Genomic DNA, 21,873 nt, shown 5'->3' on the forward strand with positions numbered 1-21,873 from the left:
TTACTCAGTCTTCTGAATCAAGATCACGACGAACTTCGGGCGTACGCATCAGCGCATCCATTTCCATCGCATGTTCAAGAGCTGTATCGGGCTGAAAATGAATCTCAGGCACCATACGCGAACGCAGTGTCTTGGACAGTCCGGTACGAAGGAAAGGCGCCACACGCTTGAGCGCGGGAAGAATTTCCTCGATATCGCTGCGGCCGAGACGACAGACGAATGCCGTCGCATGCCGGAAATCAGGCGAGATACGCACTTCCGTAACAGTCACGCGCACATCAACCAGTTCCGGGTCGCGAAACTCGGTACGGGCGAAAATCTCCGAGAGGACACGACGGACCTCTTCGGACATTCTCAGCTGACGCTGCGAAGGACCGGCTACATCACCGGGGCCAGAGAACCCCGGGACCTTGGAACGCGATCCCCTCATGCAGGGATCACTTCCATTTCGAAGCATTCGACCATATCGCCTTCGCGCAGATCGTTATAGCCGGCAAAGGAAAGACCACACTCATAGTTGCGTGCGACTTCCTTGACGTCATCCTTGAAGCGCTTGAGCTGGCTCAGATCGCCTTCATGGATCACAACGTTGTCACGCAACAGACGTACGCCACAGCCGCGCTTGACCACACCCTCGGTGACATAGCAACCAGCGACCTTGCCGACCTTCGTGATATTGAAGACCTGACGGATCTCGGCGTAGCCCAGGAACTTCTCGCGATGCTTGGGCGCAACTTTGCCCTTGACCAGCTGCTCCACGTCATCGGTCACCTGATAGATGATCGAGTAGTAGCGGATATCCACGTCTTCACGCTGGGCCATTTCGCGAGCCTGCGTCGTAGCACGCACGTTGAAGGCCACGATGATAGCGTTGGATGCCTTGGCAAGCTGGATATCACTCTCCGTGATCTGACCGACAGAGGCGTTCAGCACACGGATACGAACTTCCTCATGCTCGAGCTTGAGTACCGAAGCCTCGATAGCCTCAGCAGAACCCTGTACGTCGGCCTTGATGAGCAGAGCCACTTCCTTCTGCTCACCTGCCTGGATACGAGCCAGCATCTGGTCGAGCGTACCACGTGCAGCGGCACGACCGGCTGCCATCTTGTCCTTCTGCCGACGCTGACGGAACTCACAGATTTCGCGGGCACGGTTCTCGTTCTCAACCACAACGAACGGCTCACCGGCACCCGGAACACCGGTAATACCAAGAAGCTCTACCGGCATGGACGGACCAGCCTCCTTGAGCTGACGCCCCTTGTCATCGAGCATGGCACGCACACGGCCCCATTCGGCACCAGCCACCACAATGTCGGAGCGGTTGAGTGTGCCCTTCTGGACCAGAACCGTCGCCACCGGACCGCGACCGCGATCGAGGCGACTTTCGATGACAGAGCCTTCTGCAACACGGTTCGGATTCGCTTTGAGGTCAAGAACTTCCGCCTGAAGCAGAATGGCCTCTTCCAGCTTGTCCAGACCTGTGCGCTTCAGCGCTGAAACCTCGACATCCTGCACATCGCCACCCATAGCCTCAACCACGATATCATGGCTGAGCAGGGCCTGACGCACTCGGTCAGGATTGGCACCCGGCTTGTCGATCTTGTTGATCGCCACAATGATCGGAGCATCAGCCGCCTTGGCATGCTTGATGGCCTCAATTGTCTGGGGCATCACACCGTCATCAGCAGCGACAACCAGAACAACCACATCAGTGACAGAGGCACCACGGGCACGCATGGACGTGAATGCCTCATGGCCTGGCGTATCGACGAAGGTAATCTTCGCACCGCTCGGCACAGTCACCTGATAGGCTCCGATATGCTGGGTAATGCCACCGGCTTCGCCTGCTGCCACATCCGTCGTGCGAAGTGCGTCGAGCAGTGAGGTCTTGCCGTGATCGACATGCCCCATGACGGTAACAACCGGAGCGCGGGTCTGGAGCTCGTCTTCACGATCTTCCACGCCCTCGATACCCAGCTCAACATCGCTCTCGGCAACGCGACGGACGCGATGGCCGAATTCGCTGATGACCAGCTCTGCGGTGTCAGCATCGATCAGCTGGGTCGCCGTAGCCATGACACCCATCTTCATGAGAGCCTTGACCACTTCAGCCTGACGCAGCGCCATACGGTTGGCCAGCTCGGCCACCGTGATCGACTCCGGCAGGATCACGTCACGTACAACGCGTACCTGATCGGCACGCAGACGTTCCAGCTCGGCCTGACGACGCTCACGATCGCGCTGACGACGAACAGAGGCGAGCGAACGCGTCTTGTCATCATCACCTTCAATCGCAGCCCGAACATCAATACGGCCCGAACGGCGCGAGTCGCCACTTTTCTTGGGTGCGGCTGGCGCACCACGGCGTGGCGGCGCTGCAGGCGCACGACGCGGGCTGGCACGACGGTCATCTTCAGCCTCACCACCCGCGGCACCACCCCGACGCAGATGCAGCGTCTCATTGCGTGGTGCAGCAGCAGCATTGTTGGCAGCCGGTGCTGGCTTGGGTGTGACAGGGCGAGGCGCCATAACAGCACGTTCTGCCAGCGGACGCAGTCGTTCCATCGGCGCAGCAAGCTGCACACCGCCAGTACGACGCACGGTCTCCGCCGCCTCGAGCGGTGCACGTCGGGCAGCTTCCTCACGTTCACGCTCAGCGGCTCGCGCCTTGCGCTGCTCTTCGAGAGCTTCCTGCTTGGCCTTGTCTTCGGCGGCCGCCGCCATCTGGCGCTCGTGTTCTTCCGCCTCGCGAGCCGCTTCAGCTTCGCGAGCCAGCGCTTCGGCACGGGCCTCTTCCTCTCGCTTGGCTTCCTCAGCCGCGGAGAGAATGCGGATCTTCTCTTCCTCGATGCGGGCCGCCTCACGGGCTGCTTCCTTGCGTTGCTCTTCGAGCACACGCTGGCGGATAGCAAGTTCGGCCGGCGTCAGTGCGCGACCGGCGCCTGCGCGACCACCACGCCCCCCTGCTGAACCACGACCGTCCTTGCGTTCGTTGGCCTCACGCTTCTTGCGCACTTCCACCTGGACCACCTTCGAGCGTCCATGCTGAAGCTCTGACGCACTGATCCTGCGTCAACCGTCCGCCCGAGTTCCATGCGCCCGCCCGGACGCAGGGACAGACGTCCCTTACCCTGGTCACCCTGAGCCTGGGCGCCCTGATCCTGGACATTCTGGCCTTCTGTCTGGCCGCCCTGAGCCTGAGTGCCCTGGTTCCGTTCGTTGCCTTCGCTCATATACCTGCCTGTTCCCGTCCGAGCCGCTCAGTCAGCGGCTCAGGAACCAACCCATCGGTCAGCCCCAAAAATCGTTCATGCTCAGCCATCAGACGCTGCGCGAGCGCCCCAGGCGCTATCACAGCATAGACCGCATGTTCCCGCCCGAATGCCGTCGCAAGCATTTGGGCCGGTAACGTCAGTACCGGAAGTTTGTTGTTTCCCGATATCAGACGCCGCAACTCATCCGGCTTCCGCCCGATCCCTGGATTACCAGTCCGGCTTTACCGCCGACAATCCATTCGCGACACTTAACAAAACCACAGAGAGCCTGACCAGCCCGGCGCGCGAGACCGAGCCCCTGCACCAGCCGCGCTTCTATTCCTGAAACCAGTACCTGCGCAATATCCTCAGGTACCGTTACCGGCTGACGCGCTGCCCTCGAAAAGAGATGACGCGTCCGCGCGGTATCTAGCACATCCCGCCCGGCGCTCAACCAGATTCCCCGCCCCGGCAGCTTTGCCGCCAGATCAGGAACACCAAGCCATTGGGGGAGATAACAAAGCGCAGCATAACATCGGGGTTTCCACTCTTGCGAGTGACGATGCAGCGCCTCTGCGGTCCTTTTTCATCATCCAGCTCGATCGGATCGAGCAAGTCGGACAAAAAAATCTCCTGTGCTTCTTTATCCTGAAACTCAGACGTCGGAAGCCTCCCCTTCCTTGGGGGACTCGGCGTCCTGCTCACCATCGAACCAATGGGCACGTGCCGCCATGATGATCTCGTTGGCAGCATCTTCATCTATATTGTCATTACCCAGCATTTCGACAAGCTCATCACCTGCAAGATCAGCCAGATCATCAAGGGTTTTTACACCCTTTTCACCCAGCGTAACCAGCATGGCATTGGTAAAGACACCAAGCTCGGCAATCGAATCCTCGACTCCCAGACCACGGCGCTTGTCATCAAGTTCCTGCTCTTTCTGTACAAGGAACTCTTCGGCACGGCGCATCAGCTCTTCAGCCACGCTTTCATCGAAACCTTCGATTGCGTGCAGCTCGTCGGGCTCAGCGTAGGCCAGCTCCTCGATCGTATGAAAGCCTTCTGTCACCAGCAAACCGGCAATCACGTCGTCGACATCAAGCGCATCAACAAAAAGCTGGGTGCGTTTGCGGAATTCTTCCTGACGACGCTCTGATTCTTCCGCCTCGGTCAGGATATCGATATCCCAACGTGTCAGCTGGCTTGCCAGACGCACATTCTGGCCGCGACGACCAATGGCAAGAGAAAGCTGCTCGTTCGGCACAACCACTTCCACGCGCCCGGCTTCCTCGTCCATGACCACCTTGGTCACTTCGGCCGGAGCCAGTGCGTTCACCACAAAGGTTGCAGCCTGCGGGCTCCAGGGGATGATATCGATCTTTTCACCCTGGAGTTCGGCAACAACGGCCTGAACGCGCGAACCGCGCATACCGACGCAGGCGCCGACGGGATCGATCGAGGCATCCTTGGAGATGACGGCCATCTTGGCGCGCGAACCCGGATCACGGGCTACGGCCTTGATCTCGATGATGCCATCATAGATTTCAGGCACTTCCTGCGCGAACAGCTTGGCAAGGAAGGCCGGATGCGTGCGGCTCAGAAAGATCTGCGGGCCACGCGTCTCGTCACGCACATCATAGATATAGGCACGAACGCGATCCGAGTTGCGGAACGACTCGCGGGGAATCAGTTCGTCGCGGCGCAGCAGAGCCTCGGTATGGCCGATCTCGACCATGAGGTTGCCGTATTCGGTGCGCTTGACGGTACCGTTGACGATCTCGCCTACGCGGTCCTTGAATTCGTTATACTGTTTCTTGCGCTCATATTCGCGCACGCGCTGAACGATAACCTGCTTGGCAGTCTGGGCCGCGATGCGTCCGAAATCGATCGGCGGCAGCGGATCGACCAGATGCTCGCCAATCTTGATCTCGGGCTGAAACTTCAGCGCGATGGCATGAGGAATCTGCGTGTCCTCATTTTCGACGGTTTCAACCACCTCGGTCCAGCGCGACAGACGCACTTCACCGGAGCGACGGTCGATGGTCGCGCGGATATCCTTCTCATGACCGTATTTGGCGCGTCCGGCCTTCTGGATGGCCTGCTCCATCGCCTCCAGCACTTCTTCACGATCAATGTTCTTTTCACGTGAAACGGCGTCTGCCACCAGCAACAGCTCAGGACGGGTAACGGAGGTGTCCATCAGACGAAATCCTCAAATACGGAGCGCGAAACCGCGCGGAACAGCAAAAACGGAATAGACGATAAACTCAGTGCGCCTTGCGTCCGGGCTTGGAACCCTTGCCCGGTTTGGCAGGATTGAGCTTCGGCGTCTTGCGGCGCGTAGCGTCCTCTTCTTCTGCCGCTTCATCTTCCGATGCAATACCCATCATGCAGCGCTTGCTCGATCAGAGCATCAGTCAACACCAGACGCGCCTTGCGTATGGCCTCAATCGGCAAAACGGCCTCTTCTCCGTCATCAAGACGGATCACGGCCGCATTCTCGCGCGTACCAGTGATAATTCCCGAGAAACGCTTCCGACCATTAAGCGGCAGATCAAGCTCAGCCTTGACCAGATGACCTGCAAAACGGTCCCAGTCCTTGAGGCGTGTCAAGGGACGATCGATTCCGGCAGAGGACACTTCCAGCGTCCAGGCACCGGGGATCGGATCATCAACGTCGAGCACGGCGCCGACAGCGTGGCTGATCTGCTCGCAATCCTCGATACCGATCAGCGAACCATCTGCCGATCTGCCATGATCTGGATGGTCGGGGTCTCACGCCCCAGAACGCTCAGACGCACGATCTCATAGCCGAGATCGGTCAGAGTCGGCTCGATCTGCTGCGCGATACGCGCTTCAAGACCGTTCAGGCTGGGAATTTCATTGGCCAAGACAAAAAAGGCGGCCCGTCAAGGCCACCCCCCGATAAGACGAAAGATGAAAGGAATTGCGTCTGTCTAGGCCAGTTTTGGAAGAGATGCAAGACTCGCCCCGTTTTACATACGAGTCACACACGTTACGCTCGTTTACATTATTAGGGTTTCGCAATGGTTGCGAGCAGGTACGGCCGCCTGCCATCGTTCACCGGACATGAATGATCAAGAGCATCCACTCCCGCAGCTGTTGGAACAACACCCGGATGGACCGTCCCATCCGGAACGGCGCGGCCCGCGTCTTGCCGGGTTTGCCCTGATTGCCGGGCTGGCCCTTTCCGGCCTGGCTGGTTTGCATCACATCACAGGGCATAATTCCGTATCCGGCGTACCCGCCTCAGTCGATAACCTGAAAGCCGCCGATCAGCCCACACAACATCCTGAAGCTCAACTCCCCCAGATCCCCCCGGGAAGTGCGGAACGCGCTCTGGCACGATCGAACTACAGCCAGAAGGACCAGGCCCGCATTCTTGCCGCTTACAAGCGACGCGAGATCTCTCTGATCCAGATGCCCATTGCAGAACTCGACGGCAGGATAGGCGAGACCGTCCGGATCGATGCCGGAGGATTCACCCAGATCGTAACCCTCAGCGACAATCTGAAAGCCGTTACCCTGCCGATCTATCATGCGGGTGAAGTGACCATATCGCCCGTCCATATGATTGCAGGCAATACGCTTGCAGCAGGAGTTTTGACTGTTTACGGGATGTACACCCTCCCAACGCTCAGCCCTTCGGAGCTGGTAACCCTGGACGTCATTGCGCAATGAAAGCCCTGCTTCCCGCCCTGACCCGTTTCATGCCCGTTATGATGGTCATCTTCCTGATCCTCGCGAGCATTCAAGCGGCAGTAGCTCTGCATCTGTCAGGTGGCATGTTCGTGCGTTTCCTTTCCTGGGCGCGTGAGGCGTATCTCCCTCTGGCCGGCATCTCGGCCCTGACAGTTCTCTGCGGGATCATATTCGAAACCCATTCCGAAAAACTGATCCGAAAAGGCCTTCGTAGAAGGAGAGGTATCCTCATGGACTCACTTGCGAGACTGACAAACCGTGACATGCTTGAGGCCCTTATGGCCCAGGAACAGAGAGAGACGACGCTCGACGCTGAGGAACTGGCGGCGGCACTGCGCGCGCGGGTTATCGGGCAGGATCAGGTCTGTGAGGATATCGCCCAGCAGCTGCGCCGTCGTCTGGCCCTCCATGTGCGGAACAAGCCTGTCGGCATCTTTCTCATGGCCGGCCCGCCGGGAACGGGAAAAACCTATCTGGCCAAACAGATCGCCCGCCAGATGGAACGTCCACTGCTGCATTTCGATATGACGCAGATGTCCAGCCCACATGCGGCAACGCAGCTTTTCGGCTCACCGAAAGGCTATGTCGGGTCTGATACTTTCGGCAAGCTGACCGGCGGATTACAGGAAAAACCTGATGCAGTCGTTCTGCTGGACGAAATCGAGAAAGCCCATCCGGATGTGTTCAAGAAATTCCTGACTGCATGGAATGACGGACATGTCACCGAGGCCTCCACAGGCGCACAAATATCGACCACGCGCGCCATTTTCTTCCTGACCTCGAACATCGCGACCGAAGAGCTGACCGAAATTGCCGATCGCCTGCCTGACGATGCAGAGCGCATGAGAGCCGAGTCGACCGAAGCCCTGCGCAAGGCCGGTTTTGCACCGGAAGTCCTGAACCGCCTTGACCGCATCTTCGTGTTCCGTCGCCTGCATGGGCTCGACCTTGCGCGTGTCGCCGCACTTGAAATCGAAGCCATGATCAAAGGCTACGGCCTGAGTGTTGAAGCCGGTGGCATTGACGCGCATCTCCTCTTCCAGCTTCTGCAGCGCCAGCAGAAACTTGGAACCGGGGCCTCCGCACGTGATCTTGTCAGGTCGATCGAGGATATGGTTAGTGAGAGCCTGATTCTGGCTCGCCAGAATGGAGCCAAACTGGTCCGCCTGATCATGACGGATAACGGTGTGATCGCTGAAATTGCCGAAGAGAAACAAGCACTCAATGCCCGTCTTATCCCCTAATTCTCACGGGTATCCCCTCTGATGTCTGCTGTATCACGTCTGTGGCGCCGGGCTCCCGCATGGCGCTTCTTCCTCTATGCCAGTGTATTGTTTCTGATTCTCGGAGTGCTCTTTCCTACGCCTATCGTGGCCCGTCACATGGCATGGACAGAGATACTCACACGTTATCTGCCTTCCTGGGCATCGCCCTCACCCAATGCCCAGGACAGTACTGCCAGCAATGACAACGCGAACCCGAGCCAACCCGACACCGGCAACCCGAAGGGCGATCTAACAGACCCGGCACGCTTCATTACACCAGACATCACGTTGGCCATGACAGGGGTGATCCCATTCGGAGGCCACAGCCTGCCCTTACCGGCCGGGATATGGCACCCTGTCCTGAGCGGCCAATACGGCCCCAATGCCAGAATGTCACTAAACGTTCTGGCCCGTACGGATCGTGGAATTGTCACGGGGGTGATCATTGCCAGCACAACAGACCAGGACGTACCTCGGGATGTTGTCGAAGATGCCTATAATCACTGTCATGATGACAGAAACTACCATTCAACCGTGCTTGCCGACCGTCCCGATGGCAAAACAGAATGTACCTATCTGACTGCTGCCTATATGGGACCGAACGCGTCGATCTCCTCAGACCCGCTCATCCAGCTCGCATTCAAAAGACTGGTAACGCTCGGCTTTCCAATGCTTCATTGTTCATTGTTGCCAGCTGGCTACATAGCAGCGGGGCACAGGAAAGTACAAAAGGCTCATCATCGATTACCTATCTGCTTGCTCCCACACAGCCAGGGACAGTGGTGCTGAAGGCCCCTCTCCCCTATTGGGACAAGAACATGATAGCCAGAGCCCCAGCAGCTCTGGAGTTTTTACGCCGGGTGGATATCTGGTTTACCGATTGGGTTCCAACACTCCGTCACGGCATGTTGAACGATTACAGTAGTGCTCTGGCAGACAGAAAACCTGCCAGAGATCCGGCTGCACCGGAAGAATAGCGATCTGATACCATGGCGACCGGGGACGGCGACTCCGTGATCCAGCGAGAGCTGTGTCTGCGAAGCAAGGCAGCCTGACATCCGTACAGGCTGCTGTGTTTGTAACAATTCGCCTCAGTGATGTCCCGAACGCATCAGACTACGCCCGAGCTTACGTTCCACATGGCGCGCAAACCGTACAAAAGGCAGCCCGAGAAGGAGATAGGCGCCACCGATCAGCAGACCGGTGCCTATATAATCATAATAGGTCGAAGAGAGACGGATATAGGTTTTTGTCAGCTCGGTCAGCGTGATTACGCTGACAAGCGATGAGTCTTTCAACAATGCGATAAAATCGTTGGTCATAACGGGCAAGACGGTACGAAACGCCTGAGGTATGATCACAAGACGCAATGCCTGCCAATGCGTCATGTTCAGCGCAATGGCGGCTTCCATCTGACCGCGAGGTACTGAAGACAATCCGGCACGATAATTCTCGGCCTCATATGCCGCGTAATTCAGCCCCAATGCGAGCACGCCGGCAAAAAAAGGCGAGAGTTTTATACCGATCCCTGGCAAGCCATAGAAAATAAACAGAATCTGAATCAGAAGCGGCGTACCACGTACGATCTCGATATAGAGTCCCGTCAACCAGCGCAGCCATGCCGGACCGTAATGACGCCCCAAAGCCAGCATCAGACCGAGACATACGGCCATGACCATCGACAGAGCCGATACCAGCAGGGTCAGAATTGCAGCTTCACCGATATCAGGCAGAAAGCCGATATAACGCCTGAGCTGACCCAGCCACCCTGTCTGGGCGCGCATGGCATCACGATAACGAAGCCATTCTTCCGGCTTCACATCGCGTTTGACATGATCACCCGTCATAATGGCCATTTCAGGTGTCCACAGATTCCAGCGCGCCAGCAGAATCTGCAATGTTCCATCCTGCATCATGGCGCCAAGGGCGCGATCAACCTCATCATGCAGTGCCGTATCACCCTGCTTGAAGGCGATGCCGTAACGGGTCTGCCCTACCGGGGCACCGACAATTTCGAGATCATCTGTGATGCCGGCATAATAAAGCGCAATAGGACCATCCAGAAGCAGGGCATCGAGTCTTCCGTTGCGCAGATCCGAGAACGCATAGGTTTCTTCTTCATAGGAACGTACCGTGATGCTGGATTCACGCTGAAGCAAACGCTCGGCAAGAGTCTCCTTGATCGTGCCGACAACATGACCATGCAGAGCTTCGAAACTGTTGAGATCCATACGGTCGCGCCGTACGACGATACGATCACCTGTCACATAATAGGGGCGAGAGAACAAAGCTGCCTGCAGATGGTCAGGCGTCATCTCAATGCCGTCGACCACCATCTGATACATACCGCGCTGCAAGCCCGGGATCAGACCGTCCCAGTCATTCTGGATAAATTTTGCTTTCCGGTTCAGTCGACGGGCAATCTCCTGCACCATATCATACTCGAACCCTTCCAGATGATTGAGTTTTGCCGGATCGTGGAAGACATAAGGCACGTTGGCCTCACCATCCGAGGCCCAGCTCAGCTCCGGCAGGGACGCGCCCCCTGAGGCAGCAGCATGGACAGGCAGCGTCAGGCAAAGCGACAGCAAACAGAGCGTCAGCCGGGCCAGAAAGCGGAAATTCATAATAACGTTCTCAGGAATCGTCGTGTTCGCGGATCTTCCGGAGCAGCAAAAAGCTCGTCAGGGTCGCCACTCTCAACAATATAGCCCCCTTCGACATAGAGGACACGGTCGGAGGCTGCCCGAGCAAAGCGCATGTCATGCGTCACGACAATCTGGGTCATGCCCTCCTCATCGAGCCGACGCATGACCTGAAGCACTTCTTCCGCCAGTTCCGGATCCAGCGCGGAAGTAGGCTCGTCATAGAGCATCACGGCAGGCTTCATTGCCAGCGCCCTGGCGATCGCAGCACGTTGCTGCTGGCCGCCAGACAAGGTCGAGGGATAGCGATCCGCCATACCGTCAAGACCGACCTTGGCAAGAAGCGCCCGGGCAAGAGGCTCGATCTCACCAAGGGTCTGTCCCTTGACCGTACGCGGCGCCATCATGACGTTGTCCAGCACCGTACGATGGGCAAAAAGATTGAAGGACTGAAAGACCATGCCAACATGCGCCCGGAGTGCATGGGCACGGCGTTCCTGCGCACGGCTCCAGCTCTGGGAGAGCTGTTTGTCAATCTCGACATCCTCAATGCGAAGTACGCCTGAGTCGGGAATCTCAAGAAAATTGAGGCAACGGAGAAAAGTGGATTTCCCGCAGCCTGAGGGGCCGATAATCGAGACCAGTTCCCCTCGCTCAACGCAAAGCGACATGTCGTGAAGCACGACATGTCGCCCGAAGCTTTTGATAATGTTTCTAGCGTCGAGAACGGACTCGGCGTTGTCAGTCAGTTTCTGTCATCCCACGCAGGACATAAGGAAGAATACCTCCATGCCTGTAATAGGCGACTTCATCAAGCGTATCGATACGGCAAAGCAGATCCACCTGTTCCGTTTCACCATTGGTACGGGTGATCGTCATGACAACAGTCATGCGCGGTGTGATCGCCTCAAGTCCGTTCAGCGAGATGGTCTCGGAGCCGTCGAGTTTGAGTGTCTTGCGTGACGTACCCTCCCGGAAGGTCAGGGGCAGTACGCCCATACCAACCAGATTGGAACGATGGATACGCTCGAAACTCTCGGCAATGACTGCCTTGATCCCCAGAAGTTTCGTTCCCTTGGCCGCCCAGTCTCGCGACGAACCCATGCCATATTCGCGACCGCCAAAGACTACCAGGGGCGTACCATCCTGCTGGTAACGATACGCCACGTCATAGATCGACGCGACCGTACCATCTGGCAGATATTTGGACATACCGCCTTCGACGCCCGGAAGCATCTCGTTACGAATGCGGATATTGGCAAAGGTGCCACGTACCATCACACGGTCATTGCCACGACGTGAGCCATAGGAATTGTAGTCAGATACCGAGACCTGATGCTCACTCAGGAATCTCCCTGCCGGTGAAGAAGGCTTGATGGCCCCTGCAGGAGAAATGTGATCGGTAGTGATGTTGTCACCCAGAAGCGCAAGGATACGCGCATTCTCGATGTCATGCGTCTCGCCGGGTTCCTTGGTCAGTCCTTCGAAATAAGGAGGCTTCTGGATGTATGTCGAGCTGTCCGACCAGGCAAACGTACGGGCGTCACTGGCAACAGCAAGGGCCTGCCACTGGCTGGTTCCCTTGGTAATGCTGCCATAACGCTCGACGAAGCTTTCGCGGGTTACAGACGACTTCATGAGGGTCGCGATTTCCTCATTGGTCGGCCAGACATCACGCAGGAAGATTTCCTTGCCATCCCTGGATACGCCCAGAGGCTCTTTCGTGATGTCCTTGCGCAGCGTACCAAGCAGGGCATAGGCAACCACAAGCGGCGGACTTGCAAGGTAGTTGGCCCGTACGTTGGGCGAAATGCGCCCTTCGAAATTGCGGTTCCCCGACAGCACAGAAGTGGCCACCAGACCATTTCCCTCGATCGCATCCACGATCGGCTGGGCTATCGGCCCGGAATTACCGATGCAGGTCGTGCAGCCATAACCGACGGTCTCGAAACCGAGCGCATCCAGATCAGCGCTGAGACCGGCCTTGTCCAGATAATCGGTCACGACCTGAGAACCGGGAGCCAGCGAGGTCTTGACCCAGGGCTTGGGTTTGAGACCCAGTGCCCGTGCCTTGCGCGCCAGCAATCCTGCCGCGACCAGAACTGCCGGATTCGACGTATTGGTGCAGGAGGTGATGGCAGCAATCACCACATCACCATGACCGATATCATAATCCGATCCGGCAACGATGGCGCGTTTGCGCACGTCATCGGGCTTCACGCCAAGGGTCGTGGTCAATGCCTCTTCAAAGGCCGCGGTCGCATTGGTCAGTGCCACGCGGTCCTGAGGGCGTTTCGGCCCCGCGAGTGAGGGAATAATGGTCGAAAGGTCGAGGGAAAGCACCTTCGAGAATACTGGTTCAGGTGTATTCTCATCGCGGAACATGCCCTGAGCCCGCAGATAAGCCTCGGTCAAACGAATACGATGCTCGTCACGACCAGTCTGATGCAGGTAGTCCAGGGTCAGGGTATCGACCGGGAAGAAACCACAGGTCGCACCATATTCCGGCGCCATATTGGCAATAGTCGCGCGATCGGCTACCGGCAGATGATCGAGCGCCGGACCAAAAAATTCGACAAATTTGCCGACCACACCTTCGGCGCGCAGCATTTCCGTGATGGTCAGAACCAAGTCGGTCGCGGTCGCCCCTTCGGGCAGCACGCCATCGAGACGCACGCCAATCACATCAGGGATGAGCATGGCAATAGGCTGACCGAGCATGGCGGCCTCAGCTTCAATACCACCTACCCCCCAGCCCAGAACGCCCATACCGTTTACCATCGTTGTATGGCTGTCCGTTCCGTACAGCGTGTCCGGATAGGCATATTCCTTGCCATCGACCTTGGCAGTCCAGACCGCCTGAGCCAGATATTCAAGATTGACCTGGTGGCAGATCCCCGCCCCCGGCGGCACCACCCGGAAATTTTCGAAAGCCCCCTGTCCCCAGCGTAGGAATGCATACCGCTCACCATTGCGCTCGAACTCGATCTCGACATTGCGATCGAGCGCGTCTGCGCTACCCGCGACATCGACCATGACCGAGTGATCGATCACCAGATCAACCGGCACCAGCGGGTTTACCTTCTCCGGATCCCCGTCAAGTGCGATGATGCCATCGCGCATCGCAGCCAGATCAACCACGGCGGGCACGCCGGTGAAATCCTGCATGAGGATACGGGCCGGCTTGAAGGGTACTTCCTGATCGGAATGACCTTTCGCGGTCCAATCAACAATCGCCTGGGCATCTTCCGTGCGGTAGCTCAGTCCATCCTCGAAACGCAGAACGTTTTCGAGCAGGACCTTGAGGCTGACCGGCAGCCGGGAAAGATCGCCCAGCCTAGTCGCCGCATCCGGCAGAGAGAATATGTGGTACTTTCGGCCATCAACCTCCAGATCCCGCATTACGCCCAAGGAATCCCGTCCAACGGTTCTCATGGCTTATCCTCCTGCCTTGTCACCTGGCCCCTCAGGGCTGGGCCTTCTATACAGTCTCACCCCTTATTCGCACAGAGTCGAATGAAACTCTCTCAGGAAGATGTTATCTTCGCACAATGTCAGGTTTTTCCTCGCCTTCTGCCCCGTTTCTGCATGTCAATGACATAACCGTGATCCGAGGCGGCCGTCTTGTCCTGAAAAATGTGAGCTTTTTTCTTGATCACGGCGAAGCTCTTTTGCTGACCGGGCCCAATGGCGCAGGCAAATCAACCCTGCTGCGCGTTCTTGCCGGATTATGCCCCATACAGGCCGGTTCCTTTACCCTGGGCGGCCTCCGGGGAGGTATTCCGGAGCAGGCACAGGATATTGCCTATCTTGGACACCTTGATGCCCTCAAACCCGGTCTGACCCTGCATGAAAATCTTGCTCTTGAGGCCAGAATCGCCGGCTCGAAGTGCGACAAGGCTCTTGAGACCCTTGATCTGGTGGAGCTGGCTGACCTGCCGACCCGTCTGCTGTCAGCAGGTCAGAAAAGGCGCGGTGCCTTTGCCCGCATCCTTCTGCGTCAGGCTCCGCTCTGGCTACTCGACGAACCCAGTCTCGGTCTCGATACCAGAGCCATTGAGACACTTGGCAGGGTGATGGCGGCGCATCGGGCAAATGGCGGCATGATCATCGCCACCACGCATATTCCCCTTCCTTGCCGGGAGCCCGTCCCTTTGTTCTCGGACAGCAGGAGGCACTCTCGTGAACCTGAAGGCATTCCTGGCCCTGATACGCCGCGAACTTCGTCTTGCCCTGCGTCATAGCGCCGATACCCTGGCTGCACTGCTGTTCTTTATTCTCTGCGGCAGTCTTTTCCCCCTGGCTCTCGGGCCCTCGCCATCCCTGCTGCATCGCATGGCCCCCGGCATCATCTGGGTCTGCGCCCTGCTTGCAAGCCTGCTCCCGCTGGACCGGCTGTTCAGTGCCGAACTGGAGGATGGTGCGCTCGACCATCTTCTTCTTGCGGGCCTTTCTCCGGGTTTCGTCGCCCTGGCCAAGATCCTGTCACACTGGCTGACAACGGGATTGCCGCTCCTTCTCGCCGCGGCACCCCTAAGCCTCATGCTGGGCGGCTCTCCTCATGATCTCCCGTCGCTCATTCTCGGACTGGCACTCGGGACGCCCCTCCTTTCACTCCTGGGCGGCATGGCAGCGGCTCTCGTGCTTGGCGCGCGTCGGGGAGGCGTATTACTCCCTCTGCTCGTTCTGCCCCTTGCAACACCGGTTCTGATCTTCGGTGCAGCGGCCGCTGATACCGGCCTGTCCGGTCGCGGCTTTGGTCCGGAGATTGATTTTCTCGGCGCCTTTCTGGCTCTGGCGCTGGTATTTTGCCCTCTTGCCGCCGGGAGTGGCCTCAAAGCAGCGTGTTCCTGAGATACAGGGCACTTGAATTTCACCTCCGTTCACGGTCTCTAGCAGGGATTTCATTTACCCCGGAAGGTGTTCATGCGTTTCTCTCCGCTCCTCGCCAGCGTTGCCCTGATGAGCCTTGCACCTTTCTCGGTCCATGCGACCCCGGGCTATCTGCGCGACCCGGCTCTCGCCGGAACAACACTCGTCTTCGATGACGAGCAGTCACTCTGGCAGGTCCCTCTGACAGGTGGAAACGCAAGCCGACTGACTGCACCTGTCGGCATCGATCCCCATCCCGTTCTTTCACCTGATGGTCGACAGGTCGCCTTTCTTGCTGATTATGACGGGCCGACAGAAATCTACGTCATGCCGATCGATGGCGGTACGCCACGACGAGTCACCTTCGAGCAGCAGAGTGTGATGCCGATCGGCTGGGACAAGAAAGCTGGTATTCTCTATAGCACGGCGCCAGCTACCGGCCCGGGATTGAGCCGTATCGTCGCATCGATCCATCCAACAAGTGGCACGCGACATGTCTATCCTCTTGCCGACGCGAATGACGCCGCATTGAGCGCTGACGGGCAATGGATCTACTTCATCCGTTTCGGAACCGCTGTCAGTCACGATCACCTGCGGCTCTATCGCGGAGGCGCCATGGCACAGCTCTGGCGCTACCGGCTCAAAGGTGGCGGTGAGGCCGAACGGATCGGCCAACAGGACGCCAATCTGCGCCGTCCGATGCTCTGGAACGATCGACTGATCGTCGTAAGTGACAAGGATGGCCGCGATAATCTCTGGAGCTTCGCACTGGATGGCAGCGACGGTCAGCAGCTTACCCATCACGATGATTTCGGCGTCAGGCAAGCCAGTCTGAGTGGCAATGATATTGTCTACCAGCTCGGTGCCGATCTCTATCACTTCGATCTGAAAACCGGCCGCGACGCAGTTTTGCCGGTTGATATCGCAAGCGACCGCGCAGCCAGACGGCCACTCTGGCTTGACGATCCTTTTCCCTTCCTGACTGAGATCACTCTCGCCCCCAATGGCAGGCAGGTTGCACTCACTCTGCGAGGACACGTCGTTCTGGCCTCGCCCGGCATGCTGAGAAGCGTAACCCTGGCCAGTGCCGCAACCACCAGACTGCGCCACGCCACACTCTCCCCGGACGGCAGGACTCTCTACGCCTTCAGTGACAGAGGCGGTGAGTCGGAACTCTGGGCATTTCCGACATCAGGCAGCGCCGAAGGTACACAGCTGACCCATGGCTCCAGAAGCGAGCCAATGGGGCTCTGGGTCTCACCTGATGGTAAACATGTCGCCCATACTGATATTCTAGGGAGGCTTTTTCTGTACGATGTTGCCGCCCGCAGTGACAAGATGATCGACGACGCCCGCCTGGACGGGCGCAGCGAATATGATTCGCTCACCTGGTCTCAGGATGGACGTGCGCTGGCTTTTGTCAGGCCCCGTGGTGAGACGATACGCCGGCAGATCGCGCTCTATACGCTTGATAACGGTACAACACTCTGGGTCACCACGCCTGACTACGAATCCTATGCTCCCCGTTTCAGCCCCGATGGCCAGTTTCTCTGGTTCCTGTCGGATCGACTTTTCAGACTTGGCAATGACGGCCCCTGGGGCGATCGTAACCCTGCCCCGGTCTACACCCAGCGCACAGGCGTTTTTGCACTTGCCCTGCAAAAGAACGGGCATTTCCCTTTCGCTCCGCATACGGAACTTGACCAGCCCCTGCCTGCCAGATCCCCTGACACAACCGTTCTGCCTCCCGTAACCAGACCCGTTGCCATTGAGGCAACAGGTCTTGCCAGCCGGCTTTACCAGCTGCCGGTTTCTGCCGGTGATTTCTGCAAGATCGAGGTGAGTGCCGAATATCTGTATCTTCTGACGCGCAAAGCAGACCATCCTGCGGACAGGAATGATGATCTTGTCCTGAAAACCCTGAAAATCGGCCCCGGTGAAGCCAGACCGACAGATTTTGCAAGCGGGTTGCGCGATATCGCCCTGACACCTGATGGCAAGACCCTCATGCTCGTTTCGGGCAAGGACAGGAAGCGCCCCAAAATCCAGCTTGTGCCTGCACTCGCCACAATGAACGGCGTCAACACCACCGACACGACCGTATCGCTTGACGCTCTGCGCCTGCGTATCGATCCGGGTGCTGAATGGCAGGCCATGTTCAATGATGCTTGGCGGTTACACCGTGATCATTTCTACGACCCCGCTTTGCATGGTGTGGACTGGAATGCCGTACGCGATCGCTATCGTCCGCTTCTGTCGCGTCTGGGCGATCGCTCCGATCTTGATGATCTGCTGGGGCAGATGATCGGCGAACTCAATGCCCTGCATTCCCAGCTTCGCCCTGCCGAGATCACAAAGCGCGACAATACGACACTGATCGCCAGTCTGGGCGCCCATCTGACACGACAGCCTGGCGGTTTCCTGATTGATCGCTTCTACGAGGGTGATCCGAATCTGCCTGGGGATCGTTCTCCCCTCACCGCTCCTGGTCTGGATGTCCAGCCGGGTGATCTGATTATCGGTCTTAACGGTCAGAATCTCGCTGATCAGCCCGATCTCTCCGCCCTGCTGGCCGGCCAGGCCAATAGACAGGTACTTCTGACGCTCAAACGCAAGGACCGGATTTTCTCTGTTGTCGTGACAGCCATAGGCGCCAAACAGGATGCGGCGCTTCGTTTACGGGCTTGGGAGACAGAGCGCGCGCATTACGTCGCCACCGCCAGTCATGGCCGTATCGGCTATGTCCATCTCCGCGCCATGGGCAAGGAGGACATGGCACGTTTCACACGCGATTTCTTCACCCAGACCGAGAAAGACGGTCTCGTGATTGATGTAAGGCGTAACTTGGGGGGTAATATTGACTCCTGGGTGCTGTCAGAACTTCTTCGCAAGGTATGGATGTTCTGGTCCGATCACGGCAGAATACCGCAAGGCAACATGCAGCAGACCTTCCGGGGGCATATTGTCGTGCTCTGTGATGAATTCACCTATTCTGACGGCGAGACTTTTGCTCAGGGCGTAAAATCTCTTGGTATTGGCCCGCTCATAGGCAGCCGGACAGCAGGAGCCGGTGTCTGGTTGTCAGATAATGACCGGCTTGCCGATAACGGTCTTCCCCGTACCGCCGAGCGTCCCTATTTCGACATGAAAGGTCACTGGCTGGTGGAAAATCACGCGTCGAGCCCGATCTCACAGTCGAGAACATGCCAGTGGCCACGTTCAACGGTCAGGATCAGCAACTCGATAGGGCCTGGATGTCCTTCACAAGCGTCTTGAGGCCGATCCGATTCTCCCGCTCGTGCCGCAGAAATTCGATCAGACGAACGCACCAAACCCCCACTGAAAAACAGAGCTGCCCCCGAATGCGACCGTACGCCGCAGCCTGTAGCTACAGGCTGCGGGGCCTGACCCGACCGCAAGATCATACAGAGGAGCAGATCGAGCAGAATTGACCGCGGAAGACTGTCAAATCCGGCCCTTTATGGCACTCTGGCCAGCAATCCCGGAGGTGCCATCAATGATAACTGACAGAAAAAGCGAGAAAGCAGCCGCAATCCAGGAACTGACATTCGCAGTCGACAGCATAGATGACACCGAGATCATGGATCTTGCCGGGTTGATCCTCAAGGCAGGGAAGATTGTCTGCTACGGTGCCGGACGTGAAGGCCTCATGATGCGAGGCTTCACAATGCGACTGTTTCACGCCGGTATCGCAGCTCATTACGTTGGGGACATGACCTGCCCGGCCATCGGAAAGGGCGATCTGCTGATGGTCGCCATAGGACCCGGCAGGCTGCGCAGTGTCGAGACCTACGCCTCCATCGCCAAAGGTGCTGGCGCAACGGTTCTGTGCATCACCGCAGAGCCGGACAGGGTAGAGCATACGGGGTTTGACCGCATCATAGGAATTCTTGCCCAGACAATGGCGTCGGATCAGGCTCCCATTCAGCGTTACCCATGGGCAGCGCTTTCGAGATCGCACTTCTGGTCATGGTCGATCTGGTAACCAACAAGGTACGAGCCGGTCGGCAGGAAAATCCCGACATCATGCGCGGTCGCCATACCAATCTCGAATAGCTGACCCGCAAGCAGCAAGAGCAGAGAGTTATCATGTCAGAACATCATTCCGGCACAGCCGGAAACGCCCTGTGGTACAGAGGTGCCGGGCTTTCCTTTGCACTGCTTGCCTGCTGCTTCGCCGCATGGGGACTGGCACAGGATCTGACCACTCCTCTGGTGGCTGGCTTCAAGGGCGTGTTCACCATGAGCACGTTCGCCGCCTCGTTTGTGCAGTTTGTTTTCTATGGTGCCTACTTCCTGCTCGCCATTCCGGCAGCCCTGATCAACCAGCGCTGGGGCTACAAGGCCGGTGTTCTGACTGGTATCGTTCTGGCGGCAATGGGCGCCTTCCTCTTTCTTCCTGCAGCAAACTCGCTGACATTCTCGTTTTTCCTGCTTGCCCTGTTCGTTATGGCTGCGGGTCTTTCGATTCTGGAGACATCCGCAAGCCCGTTCGTCATGGCCATGGGGACGGAAGAAACAAGCACCAGGCGCCTGAACCTTGCCCAATCGTTCAATCCGATAGGCACCAATCTTGGTGTCCTGATCGCGGCAACGCTGATTCTTCCGAAAATGAATCCGGCCACTGCTGAACAACGCCAGACAATGCCGATTGAAGCCCTCCACGCGATCCAGAAGAACGAACTCCTGACAATCATGGGGCCCTATCTCGCGTTCGCCGGATTGCTGCTCATCATAGGTCTGGGTGTGTTTTTTCTGCGCATTCCCCAGCTTCGCGAGACCTCAGCCGAACACGGAAACAAGAGTGACGGGACAATGGCAGCCCTCCGCCGCCTGCTGGCAAATCGTCACTACTGCTTCGGTGTCGGTGCCCAGTTTGCCTATGTCGGCGCACAGGTATGCACATGGACATTCATTGTCATCTATGTGGAAAATCTGGTGCCGGGCGGCGACAAGGTACAGGGTGCCTGGTTTCTTCAGCTCGGTCTGATCGGCTACTCAATCATGCGCTTCGTCATGACCTGGCTCATGGGCTATATCCGCCCCGCGGTGCTCATGGCGTTCATGGCTGTTGCCGCGATCGGTCTTAGCCTCTACGCCCTGTTCTCACCGGGTCTTGCAGGGGCATGGGCACTTGTCTGTGTATCATCCTCGATGTGCCTGATGTTTCCGACCATCTACGGCATTGCCTTGCACGGTCTGGGTAACGACACCAAACTGGGTGCCTCGGGATTGGTCATGGCGATCATCGGGGGGGCCGTATTTCCGGCAATGCAGGGCTTTCTTACAGATTTCTATGGTAGCGCTACAGCGCTGATCGTGCCCACCATCTGTTTCCTCGCTGTCCTTGGGTATGCGATTTTCGATCTCAGATCGGACAGAACCTACAGCGCCTGACGAAGCGGGAAAAGAAAAGCCTTACTGTGTCCACCAGCTTACCGGTGACACCCCTGAATGCCTCCAGAGGCAGTTTCAGGGGTGTATCTGAAACATCTTCCGGATGCGGAGTCAGATACCTACCGGAGAAAGGATCATGTTACGCATGACACCGATAGTGCGGTAGATATCAAACGGCGGCCATAGGCCGCTGGCAAGAGCCTGCTTTCTGCATTCAGCGCGAACACCAAGATCAGCATATGGCCAGATATGACACAAACGGGACGGACCATCCCGGGATGTCATCAGTGCATAGAGTGGCGAAATGGATACGCGGTGTACAAGAGCCGAATGCATGATTGAGACGGCTTCGTCCTCACATCCGGGAAGGATGTCATAGATACGCCACTCCCAGGCAGCGCAAGGACTGTCGAGTTGAGGCAGGATATCCCCATGCAGGGTCCAGCGTGTGCGTTCGGTACGAAGCACATCCGGGGAGGCCTCGAGCAGAGCGGATATATCGCCGCCTTTGGTGAGTAACATGATCTCGTTGAGCACGCCGACATCTGTCGTCCAGCATCCGAGAACATCTTTACGCCCTTTCAGGCGCCCTCTGAGTTCAGAAACAACCTGCGGCACAGTCCCTGTACGGCAGGTCAGAACTAGGGTCTCAAGGCTTTCCGACATAGGAGGTGTTTCCGCTTTGAGAGGACAGGG

At 57.7% G+C, this 21,873-nt stretch carries 19 protein-coding genes and 2 pseudogenes; 9 read left to right on the plus strand and 12 right to left on the minus strand.

Features of this window, described 5'->3' with window-relative positions:
* Positions 1-4 precede the first annotated feature (4 nt).
* The 8 genes and pseudogenes from rbfA to rimP all read right to left on the minus strand — a co-directional run.
* The gene (gene rbfA, locus JCM25354_RS00440) at positions 5-430 is read right to left on the minus strand and encodes a 30S ribosome-binding factor RbfA (RefSeq protein ID WP_025884543.1); all 426 of its coding nucleotides are present in this window, start codon (positions 428-430) and stop codon (positions 5-7) included.
* Entirely contained in the window at positions 427-2,724 is a 2,298-nt protein-coding gene (infB, locus tag JCM25354_RS15550; RefSeq protein WP_408734972.1) for a translation initiation factor IF-2, read from the minus strand. Before infB ends, rbfA begins: the two co-directional genes overlap by 4 nt.
* Positions 2,713-3,233: pseudogene (locus tag JCM25354_RS23655) on the minus strand (translation initiation factor IF-2 associated domain-containing protein); the annotation flags it as partial. The gene infB and the pseudogene JCM25354_RS23655, both read right to left, overlap by 12 nt.
* A gap of 208 nt (positions 3,234-3,441) precedes the next feature.
* Entirely contained in the window at positions 3,442-3,708 is a 267-nt protein-coding gene (locus JCM25354_RS23195; protein WP_369345700.1) for a hypothetical protein, read from the minus strand.
* On the minus strand, positions 3,705-3,878 hold the full coding sequence (locus JCM25354_RS23200; protein ID WP_369345701.1) for a hypothetical protein: 174 nt from the start codon (positions 3,876-3,878) through the stop codon (positions 3,705-3,707). The genes JCM25354_RS23195 and JCM25354_RS23200 overlap by 4 nt, the downstream gene beginning before the upstream one ends.
* A 31-nt stretch (positions 3,879-3,909) precedes the next feature.
* Positions 3,910-5,454, minus strand: coding sequence for a transcription termination factor NusA (nusA, locus tag JCM25354_RS00455; protein ID WP_025884544.1), 1,545 nt, complete (start codon positions 5,452-5,454; stop codon positions 3,910-3,912).
* A gap of 67 nt (positions 5,455-5,521) precedes the next feature.
* Complete coding sequence (locus JCM25354_RS22860) at positions 5,522-5,644, minus strand: hypothetical protein (protein ID WP_279379521.1); 123 nt, start codon at positions 5,642-5,644, stop codon at positions 5,522-5,524.
* 10 nt (positions 5,645-5,654) lie between these two features.
* A pseudogene (gene rimP / locus JCM25354_RS15560) lies at positions 5,655-6,145 on the minus strand (ribosome maturation factor RimP); the annotation flags it as partial.
* A gap of 199 nt (positions 6,146-6,344) precedes the next feature.
* Between rimP and JCM25354_RS19585 the strand changes: the two are divergent.
* From JCM25354_RS19585 to JCM25354_RS00480, 4 genes are read left to right on the plus strand one after another with little or no spacing between them, the layout of a single operon-like run.
* Positions 6,345-6,956, plus strand: coding sequence for a hypothetical protein (locus JCM25354_RS19585; RefSeq protein WP_025884545.1), 612 nt, complete (start codon positions 6,345-6,347; stop codon positions 6,954-6,956).
* Positions 6,953-8,221: an AAA family ATPase gene (locus JCM25354_RS00470; RefSeq protein ID WP_025884546.1), complete on the plus strand. Its 1,269-nt coding sequence runs from the start codon at positions 6,953-6,955 to the stop codon at positions 8,219-8,221. The genes JCM25354_RS19585 and JCM25354_RS00470 overlap by 4 nt, the downstream gene beginning before the upstream one ends.
* Before the next feature lie 21 nt (positions 8,222-8,242).
* The gene (locus JCM25354_RS00475; protein ID WP_025884547.1) at positions 8,243-9,031 is read left to right on the plus strand and encodes a P-loop NTPase family protein; all 789 of its coding nucleotides are present in this window, start codon (positions 8,243-8,245) and stop codon (positions 9,029-9,031) included.
* Positions 9,025-9,219 (plus strand): hypothetical protein, encoded by a 195-nt coding sequence (locus JCM25354_RS00480; RefSeq protein ID WP_025884548.1) that lies wholly within the window; start codon positions 9,025-9,027, stop codon positions 9,217-9,219. Before JCM25354_RS00475 ends, JCM25354_RS00480 begins: the two co-directional genes overlap by 7 nt.
* A 114-nt stretch (positions 9,220-9,333) precedes the next feature.
* On the opposite strand, the gene JCM25354_RS00485 is transcribed toward JCM25354_RS00480, so the two are convergent.
* From JCM25354_RS00485 to acnA, 3 genes are all read right to left on the minus strand, one after another.
* On the minus strand, positions 9,334-10,869 hold the full coding sequence (locus tag JCM25354_RS00485; RefSeq protein WP_035446532.1) for an ABC transporter substrate-binding protein/permease: 1,536 nt from the start codon (positions 10,867-10,869) through the stop codon (positions 9,334-9,336).
* A complete protein-coding gene (locus JCM25354_RS00490) occupies positions 10,866-11,558 on the minus strand; it encodes an amino acid ABC transporter ATP-binding protein (RefSeq protein WP_084294579.1) in 693 nt (230 codons plus the stop codon). The genes JCM25354_RS00485 and JCM25354_RS00490 overlap by 4 nt, the downstream gene beginning before the upstream one ends.
* A gap of 70 nt (positions 11,559-11,628) precedes the next feature.
* Positions 11,629-14,322, minus strand: coding sequence for an aconitate hydratase AcnA (gene acnA, locus JCM25354_RS00495; protein WP_025884551.1), 2,694 nt, complete (start codon positions 14,320-14,322; stop codon positions 11,629-11,631).
* 116 nt (positions 14,323-14,438) lie between these two features.
* On the opposite strand from acnA, the gene ccmA reads away from it, so the two are divergent.
* The 5 genes from ccmA to fucP all read left to right on the plus strand — a co-directional run bounded on the left by ccmA (position 14,439) and on the right by fucP (position 21,177).
* Entirely contained in the window at positions 14,439-15,131 is a 693-nt protein-coding gene (gene ccmA, locus JCM25354_RS00500; protein ID WP_051537115.1) for a heme ABC exporter ATP-binding protein CcmA, read from the plus strand.
* Entirely contained in the window at positions 15,076-15,741 is a 666-nt protein-coding gene (gene ccmB / locus JCM25354_RS00505) for a heme exporter protein CcmB (protein ID WP_025884553.1), read from the plus strand. The genes ccmA and ccmB overlap by 56 nt, the downstream gene beginning before the upstream one ends.
* Positions 15,742-15,813: 72 nt before the next feature.
* Positions 15,814-19,035, plus strand: coding sequence for a S41 family peptidase (locus JCM25354_RS15570; protein WP_051537118.1), 3,222 nt, complete (start codon positions 15,814-15,816; stop codon positions 19,033-19,035).
* Between the two features lie 241 nt (positions 19,036-19,276).
* Positions 19,277-19,765, plus strand: a complete 489-nt coding sequence (locus JCM25354_RS15575) for a phosphoheptose isomerase family protein (RefSeq protein ID WP_051537120.1) — start codon at positions 19,277-19,279, stop codon at positions 19,763-19,765.
* A gap of 104 nt (positions 19,766-19,869) precedes the next feature.
* Positions 19,870-21,177 carry an L-fucose:H+ symporter permease gene (fucP, locus tag JCM25354_RS00520; RefSeq protein ID WP_025884554.1) on the plus strand — a complete coding sequence of 436 codons (1,308 nt, stop codon included), beginning with the start codon at positions 19,870-19,872 and terminating at the stop codon, positions 21,175-21,177.
* Between the two features lie 111 nt (positions 21,178-21,288).
* Here the strand turns inward: fucP and JCM25354_RS00525 are convergent, their stop codons facing one another.
* Positions 21,289-21,843, minus strand: a complete 555-nt coding sequence (locus tag JCM25354_RS00525; RefSeq protein ID WP_025884555.1) for an NIPSNAP family protein — start codon at positions 21,841-21,843, stop codon at positions 21,289-21,291.
* Positions 21,844-21,873 lie beyond the last annotated feature (30 nt).

Source organism: Asaia prunellae JCM 25354, from assembly GCF_000613885.1.
Lineage (GTDB): Bacteria > Pseudomonadota > Alphaproteobacteria > Acetobacterales > Acetobacteraceae > Asaia > Asaia prunellae.